Raw genomic sequence first — 22621 nt, 5'->3', positions numbered from 1 at the left:
CGCTCTCCACCGGCCTCCGTTGACCACCGGCCTCCGCTCTCCACCGGCCTCCGCTGACCACCGGCCTCCGCTCTCCTGACGGCCCGGACCGCCGACCGACCCGGGCCGCCGTTCACCGCCGTACACCTGCCGCTCGCCGCAGCCGGTCCGCGGATGTCCCGTACACCCACCGTCCGCCACCTACGCTCGGTCGGGCCACCCGTCGGTCGGGCCACCCGTCACGTCGGGTCACCCGTCACGTCGGGTCACCCGTCACAAGGAGCCAGGATGTCCGACCTCGAGGCGCTGCTGGAGGAGCTGCGCGGCCTGCCGCCGACCCCGCCCTCCGACGCGCGTGACCTCGAAGCGCTGCTGACCAGGGTCAGGAGCGCGGCGGGCCGCTGGGCCGATGTGCTGTACGAGGTGCGGGAGGTCGCCCAGAGCATCGCGGGCCCGCGCACCGCCGCCGCCCTGGAGGTCGCCTTCCGCAGGGCCGAGGAGTCGTACGTCGAGCTGGAATTCGCGCTCGACGACTGCGGCCGGAGCAGCCGCACGTCCGGCGGTAAGTCCGCCCCCGGACCCTACCGGGAGTAATCACCGCTGCGTAGACTCGCGCCGATGTCCGCAGATCAGCCGTCCACACAGCAGCCGCAGCCGCAGCCGCCGCCCCCGTCCCCGCGACCGCCGCGCCGCGAAACCGTCACCGGCGTACCCCGCGGCGCCCGGCGCCCGCCGGGACACGCCCCCGCACGCTCCGAGATCACGGAGCAGACGACGCTGGGAGCGACGTACGTACGGTCCCTGATGCGCAGCCAGCTGCGGACGGCGCTCGTCGCGCTGGGCGCGCTGGCCCTGCTCGTGGGTTCGCTGCCGCTGCTGTTCTCGCTGCCGGAGGTCTTCACCGCCTCCGACCTGCCGTCGCCCGCGCCCTTCGTCTGGGTGGTGCTCGGCGTGGCGGTCTATCCGGTCATGTGGCTGACCGCCCGCTGGTACGTCCGGCGCGCCGAGCGCAACGAGCGCGCGTTCAGCAAGCTCGTCGAAGGACGCTGAGTGAACCAGGCGTACGCGGTGGCCGCCGTCACCGTCGTCGTGGTCGCGACCGTGCTCATCGGCGCGCTCGGCCTGCGTATATCCCGTACCACCTCCGACTTCTACGTCGCATCCCGCAGCGTCAGACCGGGCCTGAACGCCGCCGCGATCAGCGGCGAGTACCTCTCCGCCGCATCCTTCCTCGGCATCGCGGGCCTGGTGCTCCTCCAAGGCCCCGAAATGCTCTGGTACCCCGTGGGCTACACCGCCGGATACCTCGTCCTCCTCGTTCTCGTCGCGGCCCCGCTGCGCCGCTCCGGGGCGTACACGCTCTCCGACTTCGCCGAGGCCCGGCTCGAATCGCCGCAGGTCCGCAGGCTCGCCAGCCTCTTCGTCGTCGGCATCGGCTGGCTCTACCTGCTGCCGCAACTCCAGGGCGCGGGCCTGACGCTGGAGATACTCACCGGCGCGCCGGACTGGGTGGGCGGTCTGGTCGTCGCGCTCGTGGTGACCGGGGCGGTGGCGGCGGGCGGGATGCGGAGCATCACCTTCGTGCAGGCGTTCCAGTACTGGCTCAAGCTCACCGCGCTGCTCGTCCCCGTCCTCTTCCTCGTCGGCGCGTGGCTAGGGGACGACGCGCCGCGCGCCCGGTTCGCCGAGCCCGCCACGTTCCGCGAGCACACGGTCGTGACGATCGAGGACACCGTGCGCGTGGACCTCGCCCGGCCGCTGCGCGTCACCGTGACCGGCACCGTCGACGGCCGGCGCCACGACGGAGAACCCCTCGCCCTCGACGCAGGCGTCCACCGCGTCGGCGCGGGCACGGAACTGGCCTTTCCCGCGCACGCCCAGGTCCCGGAGAGGGCCGGCACCGAGCGCACCGGCGCGTCGAGCTGGTCCCAGCCGCCGGCCAGCAGCCGCGAGGAGCACCCGCTGTACGCGACGTACGGCCTGATCCTCGCCACCTTCCTCGGCACGATGGGCCTGCCGCACGTCGCCGTGCGCTTCTACACCAGCCCCAACGGAACCGCCGCGCGCCGCACGACCCTCGTCGTCCTCGCACTGGTCGGCGCCTTCTACCTGCTGCCCCCGGTGTACGGCGCGCTCGGCCGGATCTACGCCCCCGAACTGTCCCTGACCGGGGAGGCGGACGCCGCCGTACTCGTACTCCCCGACCGGATGATCGGCGGCGTCGGCGGAGACCTGCTGGGCGCGCTGCTCGCGGGCGGGGCCTTCGCGGCGTTCCTGTCCACCGCTTCGGGGCTGACCATGTCGGTCGCGGGCGTGCTGACCCAGGACGTCCTTCCGTCCCGCGGCGTACGGCACTTCAGGCTGGCCACAGTCCTCGCCATGGCGGTGCCGCTCGCCCTGAGCATCGTGACGGTCAACGTGCCGGTCGCCGACGCGGTGGGCCTGGCCTTCGCGGTGTCCGCCTCCTCCTTCTGTCCGCTGCTCGTGCTCGGCATCTGGTGGCGCGGACTGACCCCGCCGGGCGCGGTGGCGGGACTCGTCGTCGGCGGCGGGGCCGCGCTGACCGCGGTGATGGCGACCCGGGCGGGGCTGCCCGGGGGCGGCTGGTCGCACTCCCTGCTCGCCTGGCCCGCCGTCTGGTCGGTGCCGCTCGGATTCCTGACGATGGTGCTGGTGTCGCTGGCGACCCGGGACCGCATACCCGCCGGGACCGCCGGCACGCTGGCCCGGCTCCACCTGCCGGAGGACCTCGTGGTGAAGGACGGCAGGGGCGGGGGAGCGGACCGATGACCGGAGCCGAACTCGCTTCCCTGGCCGCCGCCGGCGCCGTACTCCTCGCCGCGGGCATCGTCCTCGGCCGGGTCACCGCCGGCCACGGACGCGGCGAGGACCTCGACCTCGGTACGCCCGTCGAGCGCGCCACCTTCCACACCCTGCACACCGCCTCGCTCGCCGCGCCCCCGCTGCGCGCCGGCCTGACCGAGGACACCGCCCGCAAGGCCGCCCGCCGGCTCCGTTCCCTGCTGGGCACCGAGGCCCTGTGCCTCACCGACCGCGAGAGCGTCCTGGCCTGGGACGGGCCCGGCGGCGATCACCACCGGGAGCCGGTGATGCGGCGCGTGCGGGAGATGCTCGACTCCGGGCGGAGTCAGAGCGTACGCAGCGACTGCGACGACCTCCAGTGCCCGCTGCGATGGGTGGTGATCGCACCGCTGACCGGCGAGGAGGGCGTGCTGGGCGCGCTCGTCGCGTACGGATCACGGGAGTCGGCGGTGCTGGTCCGGGCGGCGACCGAGGTGGCCCGGTGGGTGTCGGTACAGCTGGAACTGGCCGAACTGGACCGTTCGCGCACCCGGATCGTGGAGGCGGAGATCCGTGCCCTGCGCGCCCAGATCTCACCGCACTTCATCTTCAACTCACTGGCCGCGATCGCCTCGTTCGTACGCACCGATCCCGAGCGCGCCCGCGAACTGCTTCTCGAATTCGCGGACTTCACCCGCTACTCCTTCCGCCGGCACGGCGACTTCACCAACCTCGCCGACGAACTGCGCTCCATCGAGCAGTACTTGGCGCTTGCGGGGGCGCGCTTCGGGGACCGGCTGAAGGTGACGCTCCAGGTCGCCCCCGAGGTGCTGCCCGTCGCGCTGCCGTTCCTCTGCCTCCAGCCGCTCGTGGAGAACGCGGTCAAGCACGGTCTGGAGGACTCCACCGACGAGTTCAAGGTCACCATCGCCGCCCGGGACGCGGGCGCCGAGGCCGTGGTCGTGATCGAGGACAACGGTGTCGGCATGGAACCGGAGCGGCTGCGGCGAATCCTCGCCGGCGAGCACACCGCGTCCTCGGGAATCGGTCTGTCGAACGTCGACGACCGGCTGCGGCAGGTGTACGGGGACGACTACGGCCTGGTGATCGAGACGGGCGTGGGCGCCGGCATGAAGATCACCCTGCGGTTTCCCAAATACCGTGCGGGAGTCCATTCCTCGACGCCGGCCGGGCCCGGTCGTGAGCGCGACCGTGACCGTGACCGTGACCGCGATCAGAAGAACCGCGATCAGAAGAGGTGAATGGCGAGGTGGCCGAGGGGCAGTCCGAGCTGCCACGCGGGCATCCACACCTTCTCGCTCTCGTCCACGCCGAGGTCCGCCGCCTGGTGCCAGGGGATCGCGCCGCCGAGGTCGGCGGCGAGGATTTCCGTGCCGCTGAGCCAGCGCCACGACGCCAGGGCCAGTTCGAGGTCGGGGCCGACCGCGACGCTGTCGCGGCCGGCGGCGGTGCGTTCGGCGAGTCTTTCCCGTACCCAGGTCTCCCACGGGTGGTCGTACGTGGTGAGCGAGAGCCACTCGTCGAGGCTGGAGACGACACCGATGCCGGACAGCTCGTCGGTGCTGTCGGACAGATAGATGGTCAGGGCGAGGGTCTCGCGGCCCGCCCGGAACTCGATCGTGCCGGGTGGAATCAGATGGCCCGTACGGAGCAGTTCGTCGGCGATGTACTCGGCGTACAGCCAAGCCATCGGAACCGCGAGCCTGCCTCCGCTGGTGCCATTCGTACTCTCGGGCAGCACAGCACTCCACCTTCTCCCGGGCTGATCTGTTCTGTGTTTCTTCGGGGCACCGCCGAGCCTTCACTCTCAGAGACGCACAGCGTGCCTTCTTTACTCAACTTGACGCTGCGGTTTCGAAATCGGCCTGCTCTGCACGGTTACGGAGGGTGAGGAATGCGACCTGCGGGGCGGGTGGTACGAGGGTGCCTCAGGCGGCGTCGCGACCGTACCCCGGCAGCACCTTCCGCAGCGCGCGCAGAGCATAGTACGTACGGGACTTGACCGTGCCCGCCGGTATACCGAGCGCCTCGGATGCCTCGGCGACGGAACGGCCGCGGAAGTAGACCTGCGTCAGCACCTCGCGGTGTTCGCACCGCAGCGCCCCGACGGCCCGGCGGACGTCGAGCGCGGTGACCGAGAGTTCCGCGTGGTCGTCGGGGAGCGCCGACTGTTCCAGCGCGTCGTCGCCGACCTCGTACGGACGGGCCCCCCGGGCACGCCGGGCGTCGATCGCCAGCCTGCGGCCCACCGTGAAGAGCCACGGGCGCATCGAGTCGTGGTCGCTCGCCAGTGCCTCCGGGTGCTGCCAGGCCCGGACCAGGGTCTCCTGGAGGAGATCCTCCGCGCGCTGCCTGTCCCCGTACGTGAGGCCCAGGAGAAAGCCGAAGAGAGCCCTGCCGTGCCGGCGCTGGAGGTCGGCGATGGCTCGCTCGTCGGTGTGCTGCTCGATGGAGGAAGCGGAGGAAGTCACCGTTGACGCCCCTTCGGGAGACCGGGTGGCCGATGGCCGGACGGCGGCGAAGATATCCGCCGTCCGCCCAGGGCGCGGCGGTGCGGAACGCGGCGGCCGAACGGGCGGCAGGGCTGTGCGGTGAGCGGTCGAACGGTGCGACGAGTGGCGCGACGAACGGTCGTCGCCGTGCGTCTGTTCCGGTGACCGGGCGGCCCCGCTCCTTGACATCCCGTTGCCACCCGGATGGATTCATTTCACCAAAAGTCATACAAGCTGAAAGTCGGTTTGATGGTGAAGCGAAAACTGCACGGGGCGGCGGCCATGGCCGCGCTGCTGATCGGGAGCGTCACCGCATGCACCGGACCGCCGTCGGGCTCCCCACTGCCCGACTCGGAGCTGTCGGCGCCACTGGCGGCGGGCAGGGGCCGCGAACAGCGGGGCTTCACGCTCGTCGCGTCGGGCGACGTACTGCCGCACGCGTCGATCATCCGGCAGGCCGCGGCCGACGCCGGCGGCAACGGCTACGCCTTCGAGCCGATGCTCGCGGGTGTGAAACCGGTGGTCTCCGAGGCCGACGTGGCGATCTGCCACATGGAGACGGTGTACGGGGCGGACGGCGGCCCGTACACCGGCTATCCCAACTTCAAGTCGCCTCCCGAAGTGGCCAAGGGGCTGAGCGCCACGGGTTACGACTCGTGCTCCACCGCCTCCAACCACAGCCTGGACGACGGAGCCGACGGGATCGACAGGACGCTCGGCGCGCTCGACAAGGCCGGCATCCGGCATGTGGGTTCGGCGCGTACGGAGAACGAGTCACGAAAGCCCGCCTGGCTCAAGGGCGGCAGCGCCAAGGTCGCCCAACTGGCCTACACCTACGGCACCAACGGCTATCCGATGCCGGACGGGAGGCCGTGGGCGGTGAACATGATCGACCGGGACAGGATCGTCGCCGACGCCCGCGCCGCCAGGAAGGCGGGCGCCGACGTGGTCGTCGTCTCGCTGCACTGGGGCACCGAGTGGCAGGACGAGCCGGACGCGCAGCAACTGCGGCTGGGCAAGGACCTCACGGCGTCGAAGACCGGCGACCGCCCCGACATCGATCTGATCATCGGCACCCACGCGCACGTCCCGCAGGCGTACGAGAAGGTCAACGGCACCTGGGTCGTCTACGGCATGGGCGACCAGATCGCCGGTGCCATGGTCAACCACTCGGGCGCGTACGACCCGCGCGGCAACCAGGGATCGATCGGCCGCTTCACGTTCGCGCCGCCGGAGAAGCCGGACGAGCGGTGGGAGGTACGCCGCGCCGAGTTCATCCCGCAGTGGTTCGACACGGAGGCCGGGCGGGTGGTCAACCTGAACGCGGCGATCAAGGAAGGCAAGGACCACACGGAGGTACGGGACCGGATCCAGAAGGTCGTGCTCAGCCGGGACGCGGAGAAGGAGGGCCTGGAGATGGGCCGGTAGCCCCCACGCCGGACGGGCCGGACGGACGCCGCACCGTCCAGCCCTCCGGCGTTCGGGGAGAGGGGCCGGGGCGGCGCGCCCCCGTTCGTGCCCGGCCTACTCCTCGCGTCCCGCGTCCGCGTCGCGCGGCGGTACCGGCGTCTTCGCCAGGGCCGACTTCCGGTACGAGTACGCGAAGTAGATGACCAGGCCGAGCGCGAACCACACCGCGAAGCGGAGCCACGTTTCGACCGCCAAGTAGGTGATCAGCCAGATCGAGGACACCACCCCGATCGCGGGCACCACCGGCATCCCGGGGGTGCGGAAACTGCGCGGCAGTTCCGGCCGCCGGTAACGCAGCACGATCACGGCGGTGCACACCACGGCGAACGCCAGCAGAATCCCGATGTTGGTCAGTTCGGCCGCCTCGCCGATCGGCAGGAACCCGCCGATCAGCGCCGACGCGACACCCACGATCCACGTCACCCGCACCGGCACGTGCCGCGTCGGGTGCGTCTTGGCGAACCAGTGGGGCAGCAGCCCGTCGCGGCTCATCGAGAACCACACGCGCGTCACGCCCAGCATGAAGGTGAACATGACGGTGAGGATGCCGATGATGGCTCCCACCGCGATCACGTCCGCGAGCGCGTCGAGCCCCACCGACTGGAACGCCGTCGAGAAGCCGCTCTCCGGGTCGATCTCCCTGTAGTTCTGCATGCCGGTGAGCACCAGGGTGGCCAGTACGTACAGCGCCATCGAGATGGCGAGCGAGTACATGATCGCCTTCGGCATGTGGCGCTGCGCGTCCTTCGACTCCTCGGCCGCCGTCGACATGGCGTCGTACCCGAAGACCGCGAAGAAGACCGTCGCCGCACCGGTGAAGGCGCCGCCGACCCCGAAGGGGAAGAAAGGGCTGTAGTTGCTGGTGCTGATGTGGAAGAAGCCGACCGCGATCACCACGAGCACGACCAGGACCTTCAGCACCACCACGACCGTCTCGAAGCGCGCCGCGCTCTTGATGCCCAGCGTCAGCAGGTACGCGATGAACAGGCACAGCACGGCCGCGAACAGGTCGACCCGGTGGCCGCTTCCGGTGCCGGGCGCGCCCAGCATCCAGGTGGGCAGCTCGGCGCCCAGGTCCTCCAGCAGGAAGTTGAAGTAGCCGGAGATGCCGATCGCCACGACCGCCACGATCGCCGTGTACTCCAGCAACAGGTCCCACCCGATGAACCAGCCGGCGAGTTCACCGAGGACCACATAGCCGTAGGTGTACGCCGAACCGGCCTTCGGGATCATGCCCGCGAACTCGGCGTACGAGAAGGCCGCCGCCGCGCTCGCCACACCCGCGATGAGGAAGGAGATGAGGACGGCGGGGCCCGCCGTGCCGTTCGCGACCGTACCCGCGAGGGTGAAGATGCCCGCGCCGATGATGCCGCCGACCCCGATCGCGGTGAGCTGCCACAGACCGAGAGTTCTGGTCAGCCGCTCGCTCGCGTCCCCCTCTTCGATCTGCTCGATCGGCTTGCGGCGCAGTACGCCCTGTCGCGACCAGAGTCCGGCCATGAGTCATTCCTCCGCAGACGACTGTCGGCTGATGGCGGCTCATGATGGCTCAGGCGCGGGCGCCACGAAAGGCGGTGTGCGCCAAGTGGCCCCGACGGTCGCCGCGTCCGCAACGGGTCCGCCGTCACCGGGCCGTCGTGAGGGCCGCCGCGGAAGGTGCGGCACATACCGGCTCGTCCCATCGGGTACTTCGGACCCCGCCCCCGGTGTGGGTCGGGCTCCGGGGCGTGCGGCCGTGCGAGCTATAAGTCATGAAAACTGATCAGATGCACCCGGGGCGGCGGGCGATGCTGCGCCTCACCGCCTGCCTCGGAGCCGTCTCCGCCGTGCGGTTCCTCGACGCCGACCCCGCCCAGGCACCGGGCCGCCACCCCTCCGGAGCGCCCCCGGCGGCGGGGCCGCAGGCCGGGGCGCCGGTCAGGGGCTCGGCGTACCGGCTGCGGCCCATGACGGCGTACGCACCGCCCAGGTTCAGGCCCGCACGGCCGCCGGTGCGCCGCAGGCCGTTCCTGCGCATGGCGGGGATCGGCCGGGGCATGGTGCTCACCTTCGACGACGGGCCCGACCCCCGCTACACCCCGGCCATCCTGCGCACGCTGCGGCGCTACGACGTACGCGCGATGTTCTTCGTGTGCGGGGAGATGGCGGTCGAGAACCGGGACCTGCTGCGTGAAATGGCGGAGGACGGCCACGTCGTGGGCAACCACACCTGGTCGCACCCCCTGGTCCCGCGCCTGTCACCGGCCGGTGTCCGCGCCGAGCTGGGGCGTACGAGCGACGTGGTCGAGCGGACCGTCGGTCAGGCGCCCGCCTGGTACCGCGCACCGTACGGAGCCTGGAACCGCTGGTCGTTCGAGATCGGCGCCGAGCTGGGCATGGAGCCGCTCGGCTGGACCGTCGACACGCTCGACTGGCGCGAGCCGGGCACCACGGCCATCGTCCGGCGGGTGCGTGCCGGCGCGGGCCCCGGTGTCGTGGTGCTCTCCCACGACGCGGGGGGCGACCGGCGCCAGAGCGTGGAGGCACTGCGGACGTACCTTCCCGAGCTGCTCGACGCGGGGTACCGGATCACGGTGCCGAGCACCGCGCCGCGCGGGTAGGCGTCCTGCCGCTGACGCCTTCCTGGCCGCCCCCGGATCAGTGGGTGGCGACCAGGGAGGCGAAGACAACGACGTTGCCGGCGTAGCCGCTCCCCTTCGAGTAGCCGCCGCCACAGGTGATCACGCGCAGCTCCGGCCTGCCCGTGTCGCCGTACACCCGGACGCCCGGGAACTCCTCCTTGGAGAAGACCTCGACGCCGTACACCTCGAAGACGGCGGCGCGGCCGTCGTAGCGCTTCACCTCGATGAGCTGGCCCTTCTTCATCGAACCCAGGTTGTAGAACACGGCGGGCCCCACGGCGTTGTCGACATGGCCGACGATCACCGACGTGCCCCGCTGGCCGGGCGAGATCCCGTTCTGGTACCAGCCCGCGAGGTTGGGGTCCTGTGGCGAAGGGGCCTCGATCCAGCCCTCGGCATCGAGACCCACGTCCACGATGGGCGCGCTGACGCGGATGTCGGGGAGACGGATGCGGGAGGCCGGGGCGTACGGCAGCGGCCGCACGGAGGTGCGCTTGGTCCGGGTGCCGGTGGCTTCGGCGTGGTTGTCCGGAGCGGCGGCCGACGCCGGCTGCGGGGGGCCGAGGGACACATCGGCGCCGTTGCGCATCAGCGCGAGGCCGGTGAGCATGACGAGGGCCAGGACCCCCCAAGGTGAGCGTTTTCTCGGCTCGGAGCCGTAGTACTCCTGGCCCATGGTGCTCCCTTCGACGCGTCTGTACGGACGCTAAGTGCGCGGGGTGGGGGCGGCGAGGCGTGAGGGGCGAACGGGTGGCGAGGGGCTCGCACGGTGACCCATCCGGGTAACTCGTCGTACAAGATATCTGACGGTCTGTGACCTGCGGCTCCGTCAGATCCGGGCGCGCCGCCCCGGCGTGTCGCCTCACCGGGGTGGACCAGCCCGAAATGCGGTAATCGCACTGCCCGGTGAGTGTTCGTTATGGGAGGCGTTCTCGTCGATCTTCCCGGAGCACCGCTCCGGGGCGCCGTCCCGTGGAGGTTCTACGATGCGTGTCTCACGCGCCTGTCTGGTGACCGCGACGGCCCTTGCGGCGGTCGGACTCGTCGCCCCCACCGCCACCGCCACCAACGGCCCTCGCAATGTCAACGTCAACCCGTTCTCGGTCCACCAGGGCGGTGTGCTGACGGTCAGCGCCTCCGGGTGCGGACACGGCGGCACCGTAACGTCCAACGCCTTCCAGCGGCCGGCCCACCTCCCGGCGAGCGACACCACGTCGTTCGCCACCGCCAAGATCAGGCACAATGCGACCCCCGGCCACTACAACCTGGCCGTGAAGTGCAACGACAACGCGCTGGTGGCGACCCACCAGTTCACGGTCCTCGCCGGCCGGGGCGCGCGCGGCGGTATCGGCGGTTCGCTCGGCCCTTCCGACACGGAGATGAAGGTCGGCGGCGGGCTCGTCGCGGCGGCGGCCATCGGCGGCGGCCTCTTCATCGCCCGTCGGCGCCGCCTGAACCGCGGCGAGGTCTGAGCGCCGGGCTGTCCGCCGGCCGTACCCGCGTCAACGCCCGTTGCCCCGCGTCCTTACGAGGACGCGGGGCAACGGGCTTACGGGGCGGGGCCGAGATCCCCGACCGGTCAGTGCTGGCGGCTGCCGCCGCGCCGCCGCAGTACGTAGACCACACCACCGGTGGCCGCGACCACCAGCGCCGCACCCGCGGCGATCTCACCGGCGTTCAACCCGTCCTGGCTGCCGCCCACACCACCCCTGGCGGGACCGGCGGGGGAGCGGGTCGCCGTCGCCGTGGCCGTGGCGGTCACGGTCGGGCGAAGCGTGGTGAGGGTGGGCGTCGGCCGGGTGTCGCCGGCGATGGTGAGCTGCGAGGTGGTTTGGCGGCCGTCGTCACAGGTGTACGTCACCGTGTACATGGCCCCACGTTTCGCGTCCCAGTCGACCGTGGCGGTCGCCGTGCCGCCCGGCGGGATCCGGACGACGTCGAACACGGCCGAAGACGCGTCCGCGTCGCCGTCGCACCCCGAGAGGGACAGCGTGACCTGTCCGCCGGCGGCGATGGTGGAAGGCGTGGCGGTGCCGACCAGCGGGGAGACTTTGCCGCCGACCGCAGAGGCGGCCGGGGCGGTGAGCGAGAGAGCGGCGAGGCCGAGCGCGGCGGCCGATGTCAGACGTATCGCGCGCATGGACAATCCTCCGGGTCCTCGAGGAGCAGCGGCGGAATTTTTATCCACACATGGCAGGAAATGCGCCTCGATACCCCGAACGCTAGGAGCGACGGCGGCGGCGCGCGATCACAGTCGCGCAAATGGGGTAGCGGGGTACGCCACCCGGTGCACCGGGTGGCGCCGCCGCGGCGGTCCCGCACCACGGCGGCACCACCCGGAACCCGCTATTCCAGCGCGTTCGGGAACAGGTCCAGGAACGGGCCGGCGGTGGCCGAGAGACCGCGGCCGAAGGGGGCGTCGAAGTCCCAGATGAGGAAGAGCAGGAAGGCGATCAGGGCGCTGTAGAAGCCGGCCAGGAGCAGCTCCCGCCCGGTGCGGCGGATCTGGAGCGTGAAGATGAGCCCGACCGCGACCGCGGCTCCGATGATCAGACCGAACCACACCACCCCGGGCATCGTGGCCTCCGCGCCCTGCCCCCGTGCGCCCCGGGCGTCGTCCGCCGCGGCCACCTGGTCGACCAGCGGCTGGTACGCCTGGCCCTCGTGGTCCGTCTTCGGCACGTAGTCCGTGACGTCGCGGCGTACCTGGTCGAGCAGCTCGGTGCCCCGTTCGGTCAGGCTGCCGTGGTCGGACATGTGCTGCCATTCGGTGTTGACGACGTGCGCGACGTACGCGTCGACATCGGTGCGGATACGGGCCCGGACCTCGGCGGGGTACACCTCCGAGCGGACGCTGACCTCGTGCAGGGCCTGGGCCTCTTGGCGTACGGACTCCTGTGCGGCGCCGCGGCCCTCCCAGACGCCGGCGATGGCGAGGCCCAGGACGATCGCGTAGACCACGCCGATCATCATCGTCATGTACTCGATGACGTCCGGTGTCTCGGACGGATCGTCGTCCTCGCCGACGCGGCGGTGGTTGATGACCGTGATGGTGAGGACGACCGCACAGGCGGACGCCATCGCGATGCTCAGTACGAGCCATTCCGACATGGGATTCTCCGTCGGCTATCGGGAGCGTGGGCGCAGCACGGCGGCGGCGAACACCGCGGGGGCCGTGACGAGGAGGGTGAGGGAGACGAGCGACGGGCCGGTGTGGGGCTCCTTACGGGTGGCCTTGCGGTACACGGGGACGGCGACCGGAGTGGGCGAGGGCGGCTTCGGCCGGACGGAGGGAGTGGGCTTCGGGGTGGGAGAGGGCTTGGGGCGGTCTTCGGAGCCGGAGCCCGAGCCGGTGGCGGTGGCGGTGGCGGAACGGGCGGTGGCGGAGGCGGCGGTGGCGGCGGCGCGGGGGGTGGCGGGGGCGCGGGTGCCGGCTCGGCGGGCGGCGGAGGTGGTGGCGGTGGAGGTGGTGGTGGAGGCGGCGGCGGTGGCGGTGGCGGCATCGGGGTGGGCGGCGGAGGCTTCGGTTGCGGCCCCGCCGTGCAGATCGCGCTTCCGCCCACGGCGACCGCCGACCCCGACGACACCTCGCCGCCGGGCGAGACGGAGGCGTACGCACAGGCGTCCGCCGCGGCCGGTACGGGGCACAGCAGCAGCCAGCTCAGGGTGACGGCGGCCAACAGGCGTCCTAAGAGCGGAGGGTGCACGTCCCGGATCATGGACCGGGCGTGCCCCTCGCGCGCGGTCTTCCCCTCTGATTCGCCTGATGGGTGGGTCTTTCGCCGCTTCGCGTTTGAGATCGGTAAGCCCGCGGCGAAGGTCATTGCGAAATTTCTGCGAACACGTTGAACACCCGGGCACCCGCGGCCCGTACCTAGGGCCATGAGCGACGCACAGCAGCGTCGCAACACACCCTCGGTGCACAGGAGTCGACATGAAGACCTGGCGGAACGTCTCGCTCGCGGTGACGGCGGCGGCTGTGATGGCGCTGACGACGGCGTGCGGTCAGGACAAGGTGACCGAGTCCCCAAACGGCCAGGCCGTGGGCAACGCCAACCCGGCTCAGCAGCCCGCCGACAGCGGTTACGGATCGGACAAGGGGGGCTACGGCGACGACGCCGCCGGCGAGGCCGCCGCGCCCAAGGCCGCGGGCCAACTCGCCGTCTGGGACAGCAAGGAGCTCGGCAAGGTCCTCACCGACAGCGAGGGTTTCACGCTGTACCGGTTCGACAAGGACACCGTGAGCCCTCCGAAGTCGAACTGCGAGGGCGACTGTGCGAAGGCATGGCCGGTCGTGCCCGCGGCCGACGCCACGGCCGCCCCCGGCACCGACGCGTCGATGCTCGGCGAGGTGACCAGGGCCGACGGCACCAAGCAGCTCACCGTCGGCGGCTGGCCCATGTACCGCTTCGCCAAGGACGCCAAGCCCGGCGACGCCAAGGGCCAGGGTGTGGGCGGCACTTGGTTCGCCTCCGCCCCCGACGGCAAGAAGGCCGCGAAGGGTGCCGCGGGCGGCGGCGCCGGTGACGCGGGCGAGGGCGGGGAGCCCGCCGACCTGGCAGGCATGTCCGTACGCAAGGACGCCAAGCTCGGCGACGTCGTGGTGGACTCCAAGGGCATGACCGTCTACCGGTTCAAGAAGGACTCCGCCTGGCCGATGAAGACGGCCTGCACCGGCGCCTGCCTCGACAAGTGGCCGGTCGTCCCGCCGGTCGAGAAGAACGACACCGAAGGCATCCTCAAGAAGGGCTTCGTCACCTTCGACCGCCCCGACGGGATCAAGCAGCAGACGATCGACTGCTGGCCCCTCTACACCTTCTCGGGCGACGCGAAGCCGGGTGACACCAACGGCCAGGGTGTCGGCGGCACTTGGTACGCGGTCTCGCCCGAGGGCAAGCTGGTCGGCGCGCCCAAGTAGGTCCGGCAGCGTCCCCACGCTGTGGCGCCCGGCCCCGCCGGCCCGCTCCTCCGCCGCCCGTGCGGCAGGGGCGGGCCGGTCGTTCGTGCCGTACATGTCTGCTTCGTGACGCACATGCCTGCGGCGTGTGACCGAGAACGGACCGCTAATTTCCGTTTTTGCTCGCTCTGATGCCTGCCGATCAGTAGCCTCGGCTCGAACACCGGTCTTGCTCATGACCGGATGTCCCGTGGCGATGAGTTGGAGACATTGATGGAGCGACCCGCCTGGGCACCACAGGGCATCGACCTCACGGTGCCGAGCGTGTCCCGGATTTACGACTTCTACCTGGGCGGTTCGCACAACTTCGAGGTCGACAGGCAAGCGGCCCGCAAGGCAATGGAGTTCATGCCGGGCCTCCCCAAGATCATGCAGGCGAACCGGGCGTTCATGCGCCGCGCGGTGCGCTTCGCCGTCGGCGAGGGCATCACGCAGTTCCTCGACATCGGATCCGGCATACCGACGTTCGGCAACGTCCACGAGGTCGCCCAGGCGGCCAGCCCCGAGGCCCGTGTCGCGTACGTCGACCACGACCCGGTCGCCGTGGCGCACAGCCAGGCCGTGCTCGCGGGGAACGACCGGGCCGGCATAGCCGCGGCGGACCTGCGCAAGCCGCAGGACATCCTGAACAGCCCCGTCGTGACCGACCTCATCGACCTGGGCAAGCCGGTGGCGCTGCTGCTAGTCGCTGTACTCCACTTCGTCGAGGACGCCGACGATCCGCAGGCCGCCGTCGCCACCCTGCGCGACGCCTTCGCACCCGGCAGCCTCCTGGTCCTCACCCATGCCTCCTACGAGGGAATCCCGCTTCCCGAGCAGCAGGCCGGCGGCACCGTCGACGTCTACAAGAACATCAAGAACCCGCTGATCATGCGCTCGCGCGACGAGGTCACGCGGTTCTTCGAGGGGTACGAGATGGTCGACCCGGGACTCGTCGCGATGCCCGAGTGGCGTCCCGAGACCCCGCTGGCCCAGGAGGATCCGTTCGCCTTCTCGGGCTTCGCAGGAGTGGGACGCAAGGCGTGAGCGTGCCATCGCAGGCACCGGGGCCCGGTTCCGGCCGGGCGGCAGGGCGGGCGGCCGCGGCTCCCGCGTCCGGCCCCGGCGACCGGAGCGACCGCGACGACCCGGACGGCAGACTCGGGCGGTTCGCCACCATCTGGAGCCGGGCGATCTTCCCCGTCACCGCCACCTCCATGACCCGTCCCGAGGTCGAACGCCATCTGCTGCCCCTCGCGCGGAAGTTGAGTGAGGCCCTGCACCGGCGGCCCTTCGACACCGCGCCCGGGTACGAGGTCGGCGCCGCCCTGGTCGCCGCCCACTGCACCGACCCCGACGCCCTGGTCCGTACGCTCGGAGTCGTCGACTCCTACCTGGTGCTGTACTGCGCCGGGGAGGACCACTCGCCCGCCGGCGCAGAGGAGCACCGGGCCCGCTGCGCCCGCCTCCAGCACGCCATCGCCGCCGGATACGCGAAGGCGCTCCGCGAGCGGACCCTCGCCGAACAGGAGGCCCTCGCGCGGTCCTCCCTGCTGGCGGCCAGTGAGGCCCAGCGGGTCCTGCACGCCACCGAGACCCGCTTGCGGGCGGTCTTCGAAGGCGCGGCGATCGGCATCGGCATCGCGGACCTCGACGGCAACGTCCTGGAGGTCAATGAAGCGCTCATGCGGATGTTCGGCGGGCTGGACCAGTACATGCGCGGCCGGAAGGTGAGTGAGTGGGTCCACCCCGAGGACACACCGCACGTGTGGAAGCTGTACGGCGAACTGGTGCGCGGGGAGCGCGAGAGCTACCGCGTGGAGAAGCCGTACTACCGCACCGACGGCACCGTCCTGTGGACCAACCTGACGGTCTCGCTGCTGCGCGACGCCGACGGCAGGCCCCAGTACCAGCTGGCGCTCATGGAGGACACCACCGAGCGGCGGCTGCTCAACCTGCGGCTGCGCTACGAGGCCACCCACGACGCCCTGACCGGACTGCCCAACCGCACGCTGTTCTTCGAGCGCCTGGAGAAGGCCCTGTCCGCGGGCGACGGCATGCGCTTCGGCCTGTGCTACCTCGACCTCGACGGCTTCAAGGCGGTCAACGACAGTCTCGGCCACTCGGCCGGCGACCGGCTGCTGGTGGAGGTCGCCGACCGGCTCCAGAGCTGCGCCACCGCGCCCGGTGAGATGGTGGCCAGGCTCGGCGGCGACGAGTTCGTGGCGCTGACCACGGGCCCCGACACCCGCCAGGAAGTGGACGAACTCGCCGCCCGCATCCTGAACGCCCTGGCGTCCCCGATCCGCATTGAGGGACGCGACCTGACGGTACGCGGCAGCATCGGCATCGTCGAAGGCCCGGCGGGCGAGCGCGGCCCGGCGGAGGTGCTGCGCAGCGCGGACATCACCATGTACCGCGCCAAGTCGGCGGGCGGCAACCGCTTCGAGACCGCCGACGCCGAGGCCGACGCCCGCGCCATCACCCGGCACGGTCTCACCAACGCGCTGCCCGCCGCGCTGGAGCGGGGCGAGTTCTTCATCGAGTACCAGCCGCTCGTGCATCTCGGCGACGGCAGCGTGCACGGCGCGGAGGCGCTGGTGCGCTGGTGCCATCCGCAGCACGGGGTTCTCGGCCCCGACCGGTTCATCCCGCTCGCCGAGCACACCGGGCTGATCGTGCCGCTCGGCCGGTGGGTGCTGGAGGAGTCCGTACGCCAGGCCAGGTTCTGGCAGGAGCGGCACTCCGACGGCGGGCCGCTGCGCATCAACGTCAACCTGTCACCGATGCAGCTCCATCACCCCGGCCTCGTCTCCGACACCGTGGACGTACTGGAACGGGCGGGCCTCGAACCGGGGGCCCTGTGCCTGGAGGTCACCGAGTCGGCCCTGATAGGCGCCGACGACGACCTCCTCAAGCCGCTGCGCCAGCTCGCCGAGATGGGAGTCGACATCGCGCTCGACGACTTCGGCACCGGCTATTCCAACCTCGCCAATCTGCGCAGGCTGCCGGTGAGCGTGCTCAAGCTGGACCGTTCCTTCACCCAGTCCATGCAGCAGCACCCCGCCGACACCGTCGACGTGAAGATCGTGGAGGGGATCGTGTCGCTCGCGCACAGCCTCAGCCTGGCCGTGACGGTGGAGGGAGTGGAGACGGGCGCACAGGCCGCGCAATTGCGCGAGCTGGGCTGCGACACCGCGCAGGGCTGGTACTACGCGAGGCCCGGCGCGCCCGACCGCATTCACTCCCTGCTGCTGGCCGACGCCGTCTGAAGGACGCGGGAAGCGAGGAGTACGTTCTGGAGCTCGCGCGCCGCGCGCGGCGGCGCCACGTCGCTGCGGTGCGCGAGCGCGATCGTACGGCTCAGTCCCGGCCGGGCCAGGGGCGTGACCCGCAGGTCGCGCCCCGCCCGCGCCGCCACCATGCGCGGCACCACCGTCAGGCCGAGTCCGGCCCGCACGAACCCGAGCACGGCGTCCATCTCGCCGCCCTCCACGGTGAACGACGGCTCGAAGCCCTCGGCCCGGCAGGCGGCGACGGTCAGCTCGCGCAGGTCGTACCCGTGCCGGAACATCACCAGCGGCTCGCCCTCGAGATCCGCGATGCGCACGGACCTGCCGCCTCGTCCGGGACGGGGCAGTGAGGCGGCGGAGACCACTACCAGGTCCTCGTGCAGCAGCTCCACGGTGGTCAGCGCGGGGGACGGCGTCGGCAGCGGCAGGACGACCAGGGCCAGGTCGAGCGCGCCGCGCGCCAGCTCCCGTACGAGGTCGTGCGAGCCGCTCTCCTCGATCAGCAGCTGGATGCCCGGATGCAGGTCGTGGAAGGTGCGCAGTACGTCCGGGAGCAGCCCGGTGCACAGACTCGGCGTCGCACCGAGCCGCACCCGGCCGCGCCGCAGCTGTGCCAGCTCCTGCACCTCGTGGCGGGCCGTGTCGGCGTCGGCCAGGATGCGGCGGGCCAGCGGCAGCAGGGCCTCGCCGGCGTCGGTGAGCGCGATGTTGCCGCGGGCGCGGGTGAAGAGGTCGGCGCCCAGTTCCTTCTCCAGGGCCCGGATCTGCTGGGAGAGGGAGGGCTGGGAGACGTGCACCCGCTCGGCGGCGTGCGTGAAGTGCAGCATCTCGGCGACGGTCACGAAGTAGACAAGCTGCTGGAAATGCATGCCCCCACGATAACCATGATAGGCCGAAGCTATGGACATGAGCCGGACCATGTCTTGGACCTCTCGGGTACTCCGGCCCTAGCGTCGGTGCCATGGCACTGGCTACGCGGACGGACCGGCGACCGTCCCTCACTCGCTCGTTCTGGGGATCGACCGTCGGCAAGAAGACGGTGATGGCCGTGAGCGGCCTGATCATGCTCATGTACCTGGTCGCCCACATGCTCGGCAATCTCAAGATCTTCTTCGGCTCCGGCGAGTTCAACGCGTACGCGCACTGGCTGCGGACCATGGGCGAGCCCCTGCTGCACTACGAGTGGGCGCTGTGGGTCGTGCGCGTGGTGCTGCTCGCGGCGGTGGTGCTGCACGGCGTCGCGGCGTACCAGCTCAGCAGGCGGGACATCGCCGCCCGGCCGAGCAAGTACGTGCACAGGCGGCGGCGGGCGAGCTACGCGACGCGCACGATGCGGTGGGGCGGGATCATCCTCGCCCTGTTCATCGTGTGGCACCTGCTGGACCTGACGACGCTCACGGTGAACGAGAACGCGCAGCACGGACGCCCGTACGAGAACGTCGTCGCGACCTTCAGCACCTGGTACGGGAACGTCATCTACCTGGTGGCGATGCTCGCCGTCGGGCTGCACGTGCGGCACGGCTTCTGGAGCGCCGCGCAGACGCTGGGCGTGGGGAACGCCCGGCGCGACCGGATCCTCAAGACCGTGGCCAACGGCCTCGCGCTGGTGCTGACCGCCGGATTCGTCTCCGTACCGGTCGCCGTCATGACTGGAGTGGTGGGCTGACATGAGTGAGAACACGGGTTGCACGGACTACACCGACTACGCGACCGGCGCGCCGGTCGTCGACACCAAGGCGCCCACCGGGCCCGTCGCCGAGCGCTGGGACACCCGCCGCTTCGAGGCGAAGCTGGTCAACCCGGCCAACCGCCGCAAGCACACCGTCATCGTCGTCGGCACGGGCCTGGCCGGCGGCGCGGCGGGCGCCACGCTCGCCGAACAGGGCTACCACGTCGTCCAGTTCTGCTACCAGGACTCACCGCGCCGCGCCCACTCCATCGCCGCGCAGGGCGGCATCAACGCCGCGAAGAACTACCGCAACGACGGCGACTCCGTCCACCGCCTCTTCTACGACACGGTCAAGGGCGGCGACTTCCGCGCACGGGAGTCCAACGTCCACCGCCTCGCGCAGATCTCCGTCGAGATCATCGACCAGTGCGTGGCGCAGGGCGTGCCCTTCGCCCGCGAGTACGGCGGCCTGCTCGACACCCGTTCCTTCGGCGGCGTACAGGTCTCGCGCACCTTCTACGCCCGGGGCCAGACCGGACAGCAACTGCTGCTCGGTGCCTACCAGGCGCTGTCGCGGCAGATCGCGGCCGGCAACGTCGAGATGCACGCGCGCACCGAGATGCTCGACCTGATCGTCGTCGACGGGCGGGCCCGCGGCATCGTCGCCCGCGACCTGATCACCGGCCGCGTCGACACCTACTTCGCGGACGCCGTGGTCCTCGCCAGCGGCGGCTACGGCAACGTCTTCTACCTCTCCACCAACGCCAAGAACTCCAACGCGACGGCGATCTGGCGCGCCCACCGGCGCGGCGCGTACTTCGCCAACCCGTGCTTCACCCAGATCCACCCCACCTGCATCCCGCGCTCCGGCGACCACCAGTCCAAGCTCACCCTGATGAGCGAGTCGCTGCGCAACGACGGCCGCATCTGGGTCCCCAAGGCACAGGGCGACACCCGCCCGCCGGCCGACATCCCCGAGGACGAGCGCGACTACTACCTGGAGCGGATCTACCCGTCGTTCGGCAACCTCGTGCCGCGCGACATCGCCTCGCGCGCCGCGAAGAACGTCTGCGACGAGGGGCGCGGCGTCGGACCCGGCGGCCAGGGCGTCTACCTGGACTTCGCCGACGCGATCCGGCGCCTGGGCCGCAAGGCCGTCGAGGAGAAGTACGGCAACCTCTTCGAGATGTACGAGCGGATCACGGCGGAGAACCCGTACGAGGTGCCCATGCGCATCTACCCGGCGATCCACTACACGATGGGCGGCCTGTGGGTCGACTACGACCTCCAGACCACCGTCCCCGGCCTCTTCGCCATCGGTGAGGCCAACTTCTCCGACCACGGCGCGAACCGCCTCGGCGCCTCCGCCCTGATGCAGGGCCTGGCCGACGGCTACTTCGTCCTGCCGTCCACCATCAACGACTACCTGGCCCGCAACCCCCACCACGACGACGTGGACGCGAGCCACCCGGAGGCCGTGCGCACCGTCGCGGAGACCAACGACCGCCTGGAGCGGCTGCTGGCCGTCGACGGCGACCGCACGCCCGACTCCTTCCACAAGGAGATCGGCGAACTCCTCTGGGAGTACTGCGGGATGGCCCGCACGGACGAGGGCCTGCGCAAGGCGCTCGGCCGCATCCCGGAGATCCGCGAGGAGTTCTGGCGGAGGATCAAGGTGCCGGGCACGGGGGAGGAGCTCAACCAGTCGCTGGAGAAGGCCAACCGCGTCGTCGACTACCTGGAGCTGGCCGAACTGCTCTGCCTCGACGCCCTGCACCGCACCGAGTCCTGCGGCGGTCACTTCCGCGAGGAGAGCCAGACCGCGGGCGGCGAGGCCGAGCGCAGGGACGAGGAGTTCTCGTACGCCGCCGCCTGGGAGTTCGCCGGTACGGGCCGGGCTCCCGTACTGCACAAGGAAGCCCTCGAATTCGCCTACGTCCACCCCACCCAGCGGAGTTACGCATGAGGCTCACCCTGCGCGTCTGGCGCCAGCGCAACGCCGACACCCCCGGCGCCATGGTCACGTACGACATCGACGACATCTCCGAGGACATGTCGTTCCTGGAAATGCTCGACACGCTCAACGAGAAGCTGATCCTCAGTGGCGACGAGCCGGTGGCCTTCGACCACGACTGCCGCGAGGGCATCTGCGGCGCGTGCGGCGTCGTCATCAACGGCGACGCGCACGGGCCGGAGCGCACCACCACCTGCCAGTTGCACATGCGGCACTTCAAGGACGGCGACACGGTCGACGTCGAGCCGTGGCGGGCGGGCGCCTTCCCGGTGGTCAAGGACCTGGTGGTGGACCGGTCGGCGTTCGACCGGATCATCGGCGCGGGCGGCTACATCAGCGTGCCGACCGGCGCCGCCCCGGAGGCGCACGCCACGCCCGTGCCGAAGGCCGACGCCGACTTCGCGTTCGAGCACGCCGAGTGCATCGGCTGCGGCGCGTGCGTCGCGGCCTGCCCGAACGGTTCGGCGATGCTCTTCACCTCCGCGAAGGTCAACCACCTCAACGTGCTCCCGCAGGGTGCGCCCGAGCGCGAGACCCGGGTCCTCGACATGGTCTCCGCCATGGACGACGAGGGCTTCGGCGGCTGCACCCTGACCGGCGAGTGTGCCACCGCCTGCCCGAAGGGCATTCCGCTGCCGTCCATCGCCGCGATGAACAAGGAGTGGCTGCGGGCGACGAGAAAGGCGCCGCGGCGCTGACCGCTGACCGCTGACCGCTGAGCGGAACCGCTGACCGGTAACGGTGACCCGTGACCCGTGACCGTTCCGGCGGGTGCGGTCTGGTGGTTGTGGGCATGTCACCCTCGGCTGTTAATCTTCCCCCGCAAGATCAGAACGGCTGGCAAGCGGGGGAAGATGGCCGAGCAGGCGCAACAGGGTGGCTACCGCGTCCAGAAGAGCGGGATGGACGCCGAGGCGGACAAGCTCGACCGGGCGGGCGACGACGCCGGTGACATCGGCGCCGCTCTCCAGGAGCAGCTCTGCTACACACCGGACGCCCTGGGCGGCTCGGACTCCGGCCCGGCGTTCAACAACTTCTCCGCAGCGTGGCAGGCCGAGGCCAAGGTGCTGGAGAGCGCCCTGCACGAGCTGGCCGACAAGGTCCGCATCTCAAAGGCGAACTACCAGGGCGCCGACGTGCAGAGCATGAACGACCTCCAGGCGAGCGGCGGCGGACTGACGACCATGCCGGCCCCGGCACCCGCCGGTGCCGCGCCCGGCGTACGCACCATGCCCGCCCCCGGTTCGCCCCCGGTCGGCCTCGCCGACTTCGGCTGAGCACTGCCTCCTCCCTCCCCCCGTTGACTGCTCCGAACCGAATACCG

At 71.1% G+C, this 22621-nt stretch carries 22 protein-coding genes; 14 read left to right on the top strand and 8 right to left on the bottom strand.

The window, feature by feature from the left end:
• The first annotated feature begins 267 nt into the window (after positions 1-267).
• The 4 genes from AS594_RS05100 to AS594_RS05085 are packed head-to-tail and all read left to right on the top strand — an operon-like array spanning position 268 to position 4043.
• Positions 268-573 carry a hypothetical protein gene (locus AS594_RS05100; RefSeq protein WP_069933449.1) on the top strand — a complete coding sequence of 102 codons (306 nt, stop codon included), beginning with the start codon at positions 268-270 and terminating at the stop codon, positions 571-573.
• Positions 574-597: 24 nt separating this feature from the next.
• Complete coding sequence (locus tag AS594_RS05095; protein ID WP_069933450.1) at positions 598-1029, top strand: hypothetical protein; 432 nt, start codon at positions 598-600, stop codon at positions 1027-1029.
• Positions 1030-2769 carry a sodium/solute symporter gene (locus tag AS594_RS05090; RefSeq protein WP_069933451.1) on the top strand — a complete coding sequence of 580 codons (1740 nt, stop codon included), beginning with the start codon at positions 1030-1032 and terminating at the stop codon, positions 2767-2769.
• On the top strand, positions 2766-4043 hold the full coding sequence (locus AS594_RS05085; RefSeq protein WP_069933452.1) for a sensor histidine kinase: 1278 nt from the start codon (positions 2766-2768) through the stop codon (positions 4041-4043). The genes AS594_RS05090 and AS594_RS05085 overlap by 4 nt, the downstream gene beginning before the upstream one ends.
• Here the strand turns inward: AS594_RS05085 and AS594_RS05080 are convergent.
• Together AS594_RS05080 and AS594_RS05075 are read right to left on the bottom strand one after the other, a co-directional pair.
• Complete coding sequence (locus AS594_RS05080; protein WP_069933990.1) at positions 4031-4492, bottom strand: hypothetical protein; 462 nt, start codon at positions 4490-4492, stop codon at positions 4031-4033. The genes AS594_RS05085 and AS594_RS05080 overlap by 13 nt on opposite strands.
• Positions 4493-4730: 238 nt before the next feature.
• Positions 4731-5273, bottom strand: a complete 543-nt coding sequence (locus tag AS594_RS05075; RefSeq protein ID WP_069925861.1) for a sigma-70 family RNA polymerase sigma factor — start codon at positions 5271-5273, stop codon at positions 4731-4733.
• Between the two features lie 270 nt (positions 5274-5543).
• On the opposite strand from AS594_RS05075, the gene AS594_RS05070 reads away from it, so the two are divergent.
• Positions 5544-6722, top strand: coding sequence for a CapA family protein (locus AS594_RS05070; RefSeq protein WP_069933453.1), 1179 nt, complete (start codon positions 5544-5546; stop codon positions 6720-6722).
• 96 nt (positions 6723-6818) lie between these two features.
• On the opposite strand, the gene AS594_RS05065 is transcribed toward AS594_RS05070, so the two are convergent.
• Complete coding sequence (locus tag AS594_RS05065; protein WP_069933454.1) at positions 6819-8264, bottom strand: amino acid permease; 1446 nt, start codon at positions 8262-8264, stop codon at positions 6819-6821.
• Positions 8265-8515: 251 nt separating this feature from the next.
• Between AS594_RS05065 and AS594_RS05060 the strand changes: the two genes are divergently transcribed.
• The gene (locus AS594_RS05060; protein WP_069933455.1) at positions 8516-9364 is read left to right on the top strand and encodes a polysaccharide deacetylase family protein; all 849 of its coding nucleotides are present in this window, start codon (positions 8516-8518) and stop codon (positions 9362-9364) included.
• Positions 9365-9401: 37 nt separating this feature from the next.
• On the opposite strand, the gene AS594_RS05055 is transcribed toward AS594_RS05060, so the two are convergent.
• A complete protein-coding gene (locus AS594_RS05055; RefSeq protein WP_069933456.1) occupies positions 9402-10061 on the bottom strand; it encodes a class F sortase in 660 nt (219 codons plus the stop codon).
• Between the two features lie 310 nt (positions 10062-10371).
• Here AS594_RS05055 and AS594_RS05050 point away from each other — a divergent pair, with 310 nt between their 5' ends.
• On the top strand, positions 10372-10857 hold the full coding sequence (locus AS594_RS05050) for a hypothetical protein (RefSeq protein ID WP_069925856.1): 486 nt from the start codon (positions 10372-10374) through the stop codon (positions 10855-10857).
• A 107-nt stretch (positions 10858-10964) separates the two neighbouring features.
• Here the strand turns inward: AS594_RS05050 and AS594_RS05045 are convergent, their stop codons facing one another.
• The 3 genes from AS594_RS05045 to AS594_RS44485 form a co-directional block, all read right to left on the bottom strand.
• The gene (locus AS594_RS05045; protein WP_069925855.1) at positions 10965-11525 is read right to left on the bottom strand and encodes a hypothetical protein; all 561 of its coding nucleotides are present in this window, start codon (positions 11523-11525) and stop codon (positions 10965-10967) included.
• A 206-nt stretch (positions 11526-11731) separates the two neighbouring features.
• Positions 11732-12496 (bottom strand): bestrophin-like domain, encoded by a 765-nt coding sequence (locus AS594_RS05040; protein WP_069933457.1) that lies wholly within the window; start codon positions 12494-12496, stop codon positions 11732-11734.
• Positions 12497-12511: 15 nt separating this feature from the next.
• Positions 12512-13033, bottom strand: a complete 522-nt coding sequence (locus AS594_RS44485) for a hypothetical protein (RefSeq protein WP_069934963.1) — start codon at positions 13031-13033, stop codon at positions 12512-12514.
• Positions 13034-13319: 286 nt separating this feature from the next.
• Here AS594_RS44485 and AS594_RS05030 point away from each other — a divergent pair, with 286 nt between their 5' ends.
• From AS594_RS05030 to AS594_RS05020, 3 genes are all read left to right on the top strand, one after another.
• Complete coding sequence (locus tag AS594_RS05030) at positions 13320-14303, top strand: SCO0930 family lipoprotein (protein WP_069933459.1); 984 nt, start codon at positions 13320-13322, stop codon at positions 14301-14303.
• A 252-nt stretch (positions 14304-14555) separates the two neighbouring features.
• Positions 14556-15368 (top strand): SAM-dependent methyltransferase, encoded by an 813-nt coding sequence (locus AS594_RS05025; RefSeq protein ID WP_069933460.1) that lies wholly within the window; start codon positions 14556-14558, stop codon positions 15366-15368.
• Between the two features lie 131 nt (positions 15369-15499).
• Positions 15500-17593: a putative bifunctional diguanylate cyclase/phosphodiesterase gene (locus AS594_RS05020; protein WP_240509234.1), complete on the top strand. Its 2094-nt coding sequence runs from the start codon at positions 15500-15502 to the stop codon at positions 17591-17593.
• Here AS594_RS05020 and AS594_RS05015 read toward each other — a convergent pair.
• Positions 17563-18483 carry a LysR family transcriptional regulator gene (locus AS594_RS05015; protein ID WP_069933462.1) on the bottom strand — a complete coding sequence of 307 codons (921 nt, stop codon included), beginning with the start codon at positions 18481-18483 and terminating at the stop codon, positions 17563-17565. The two genes, AS594_RS05020 and AS594_RS05015, sit on opposite strands and share 31 nt — an antisense overlap.
• Positions 18484-18575: 92 nt before the next feature.
• Between AS594_RS05015 and AS594_RS05010 the strand changes: the two genes are divergently transcribed.
• From AS594_RS05010 to AS594_RS04995, 4 genes are all read left to right on the top strand, one after another.
• The gene (locus AS594_RS05010) at positions 18576-19280 is read left to right on the top strand and encodes a succinate dehydrogenase (protein WP_069934962.1); all 705 of its coding nucleotides are present in this window, start codon (positions 18576-18578) and stop codon (positions 19278-19280) included.
• A gap of 1 nt (position 19281) precedes the next feature.
• The gene (locus tag AS594_RS05005; protein WP_069933464.1) at positions 19282-21249 is read left to right on the top strand and encodes a fumarate reductase/succinate dehydrogenase flavoprotein subunit; all 1968 of its coding nucleotides are present in this window, start codon (positions 19282-19284) and stop codon (positions 21247-21249) included.
• On the top strand, positions 21246-21995 hold the full coding sequence (locus AS594_RS05000) for a succinate dehydrogenase/fumarate reductase iron-sulfur subunit (RefSeq protein WP_069925847.1): 750 nt from the start codon (positions 21246-21248) through the stop codon (positions 21993-21995). The genes AS594_RS05005 and AS594_RS05000 overlap by 4 nt, the downstream gene beginning before the upstream one ends.
• A 156-nt stretch (positions 21996-22151) precedes the next feature.
• The gene (locus tag AS594_RS04995) at positions 22152-22574 is read left to right on the top strand and encodes a type VII secretion target (protein ID WP_069925846.1); all 423 of its coding nucleotides are present in this window, start codon (positions 22152-22154) and stop codon (positions 22572-22574) included.
• Positions 22575-22621 lie beyond the last annotated feature (47 nt).

It is taken from the genome of Streptomyces agglomeratus, from assembly GCF_001746415.1.
Taxonomy (GTDB): domain Bacteria; phylum Actinomycetota; class Actinomycetes; order Streptomycetales; family Streptomycetaceae; genus Streptomyces; species Streptomyces agglomeratus.
Note: the sequence above shows the minus strand (reverse complement) of the source record. Positions and strands in the feature narration are given on the sequence as shown.